This is a genomic window from Rhizobium bangladeshense (genome assembly GCF_001662075.1).
GTDB classification, from domain to species: Bacteria; Pseudomonadota; Alphaproteobacteria; order Rhizobiales; family Rhizobiaceae; genus Rhizobium; species Rhizobium bangladeshense_B.
On sequence record NZ_LYPL01000053.1, the window covers coordinates 1 to 2,917 of the forward strand.

At 57.9% G+C, this 2,917-nt stretch carries 2 protein-coding genes; both read left to right on the forward strand.

The window, feature by feature from the left end; all coding sequences use genetic code 11:
* Nucleotides 1-1,177 precede the first annotated feature (1,177 nt).
* Entirely contained in the window at nt 1,178-2,293 is a 1,116-nt protein-coding gene (locus A7X77_RS31165) for a helix-turn-helix transcriptional regulator (protein ID WP_245293819.1), read from the forward strand.
* Between the two features lie 133 nt (nt 2,294-2,426).
* Nucleotides 2,427-2,917 (forward strand): hypothetical protein (locus A7X77_RS31170; protein WP_156668196.1); only part of this gene is annotated, 491 nt, incomplete at its 3' end.

Genomic DNA, 2,917 nt, shown 5'->3' on the forward strand with positions numbered 1-2,917 from the left:
GTGAAGACTTGAGCAAAGCGGGAGTGCCGGAGGGAGCGGGTACGGACATGAAGGCGCGCGGCTGAGGAGCAAAAGCAACGGGGAACACAACGTTAAGGGAACCACCACTCCAAGCTGCTACACGACCGCGGCGTCAAGCTCGTCGATGTGTGCACCACTCTGAGTTTCAATCGCGATTTGGGGTGTCAGCCTACGAAAACGTGCCCGGCGGACGGCCTCTCTGACGCCGGTCGCAAATCTGGGGTGGGCGATCAGCGCCCTGGTCCTTCGACCAACCGGTACATAGGCGTCAACAGCCACCCACAGGCCCGTTGAAGGTCGTTACAGTGATCTTGAGGGTTGTAGCCTTGTTATCGACTCCGATCATACGCCGCCTGATGTCATTCTCGGGGACTGGAAGAGAATCGAAAGCCGCAATTTCCCCGCGACCGGGCACAACAATCAGCAAATTGAGTAGGATGACGGCGAAAGACCATTCTTCAGGCGTGCGGACACTCCGCCATTAGGTGGAATCGGCGTATGCACTTCGTTGGTGTATATCTCGTGCATGGACTAATCGGTTTTCCAACTTCTTTTTCACACATCACGGAATTCGGGCATGGGGTAGCCATCACCGCAACCGCTATCGGGACAGCTCTGATCAATGCAGAGGTTGATCCCTCCGGGCGGCACAGGGCAATGGACGCTGTCGAAAGGTCGGCAGGCAGCGTCGGCGCAATGCTGATTGACATGACGAACCTCCCGGATGTGCCACGCGGCTGGAGTCACCGCGACGAACGATATCGGCTGATGCCATTCCTTGAGCGGCAAGGAGTGACGACAGAATTGGACCTGATCACTCCGGAAGATGTCGACGGAAGTGCCTATTACCGGGAGTTCCTCGCCCCTTTGCGGTTGAGGTGGTACGCCGCTGTGAAAGCGGCGGCGGGTGATCAGTTCTGGGCGGCGCTATCCTCCAGCGGTCGATCGGGCAAGGTCCATTTTCCCCAAACAAAGTGCGACAGTTGGCAGAGCTCTCCACGGGACTGGCTGCGGTGGCCGCTATTCCCGCGTGTTGGGAATCGCACGTGCCGAACTGCATTCGATGCAATCAACGCCAGCGGATGTACTTCGCATCAACGCTGCCGCCGACAAGCTGCTTGGATGAGAAGTAATTGATCAGTGGGGGAACATGGCAATGGGGACCGATTTCGACCTGGAGGTGATAGAGCGTGCTTTCGTTGAAGCCGCTATTGATCCGACAAAATGGAACGGGGCGATGGAGGTTGTCTCAAGGGCCACGGGTTGTGTCGGAGCACTGCTCTTCGACACCGAGAGCCACCTGCCGGGAATTCCGCAGACCGAATCCATGGCAGGTGCGGTCGAGTCCTATATCAAGGGGGGCTGGATTGAGCATGATGTCCGATACGGAGTGACACCTCACCTCATACGCAAGGGCATCGCCACTGATCTCGATCTGTTCTCGGCCGACCAGATCGCGCGACATCCCTACTACCAAGAATTCCTTGCGCCACATCGACTGCGGTGGTGCGCCTGTGTGAAGATGGCGTCGAGCGGTATTCTTTGGTCTCTGTCACTTCAGCGTTCTATTTCGCAGGGGCCATTTTCTCCGGCGCAACTCCAGACACTGGCCACCTTGTCCCATCGGCTGGGCACCGCTTCGGCGATGTCGCGAATGCTCGGCTTTGCGCGTGTGGATTCGGCTCTTGAGGCTTTCGAAATGAGTCAGATCGCTGCAATCGTCTTTGACGCGCGGGGCTACGTCGTCAAGCTCAACGCGTCGGCGGAGAGTATGATGGATGGCGCGTTGGGCATCGTTGGCAGCAGGCTGTACTCCTACGACAGGAATGCCACGAACGCATTCAATAGATCGCTGAAGCAAATCCTGGTGGACGGATCATCCTCCGCCGCAGCACCAGTGGCGCTGCCAAGGCCTGGCCTCTACCCGATCCTTGCGCATGTGCTCGGTATTAAATACGCCGCGTTTAATCCCCTCGCACCAGGCCAGGCTGTCGCTGTGCTGATTGATCCCGAGATGCGGCGGACACCAGGACTGGCAGCCATCCAGGCCTGTTTCTCGCTCTCAGCGGCAGAATCTAAACTGGCATACAGGCTCGCGAGCGGCCAGTCTCTGGAAGAAGTCGCGAAGGCCTGCAGCATATCTTATGAAACCGCCCGAAACCAACTGAAAGCCGTTTTCGGCAAGACGGGTACCCACAGGCAGTCGGAACTTGTGGCCCTGCTTTCCCGGCTTTGTCGTCTTCCCGCGAAGACGGTTGTAGGCCGTTTTTGACCCAAATGGGTCATGCGCCTGATTCAGGAACGGTATTTAGTTTCCTCTAATGCAGCTGATGGCCGCTGTTCGCGCCTCGCGGATGGCTGCTGCATGGACTTGTCAGTTCGCAGTCCAGAGGGGGAGGTTTGTCATGGCCGAAATGGTGATCAATGCCGACGTCAGTGTTCCTGGCAGCTTCGGACACGTATGGGGAGCACCCCTTGTCTACAACGGCGGATACGCTTCTGGCTGGGTGGCTTATCTCGGTGGGTACGGGCTGCAATTCTCCGGCCAGACTTCCGTGCAAACGGATTTGGATGGAAATCCAATCGGCTTCACGGTGACCCTGGACGGATCGTTCACGTTGTTTACAAACGGAGCGGTGGTCGGAAGCGGTACCATGCCATCCTTCACTTATACATCCACGCTGAGCGACGGTGATTACGCGGTACCGGACGGCAACGGCGGTTGGCAGCTCGGCATCCATGGCAGCCCCGTTGGCTCCACGACGCCGCTTGGCCCATTCGGAGAGTTCATCACTGGTCTGGACCGCGTCGTCTACAACGGATCGGACGGAGTCGATGCCTTTGACGGCTCGTATTTCTACAACAGCATGGTGATGCATGGTGGTGCCGGAGACGA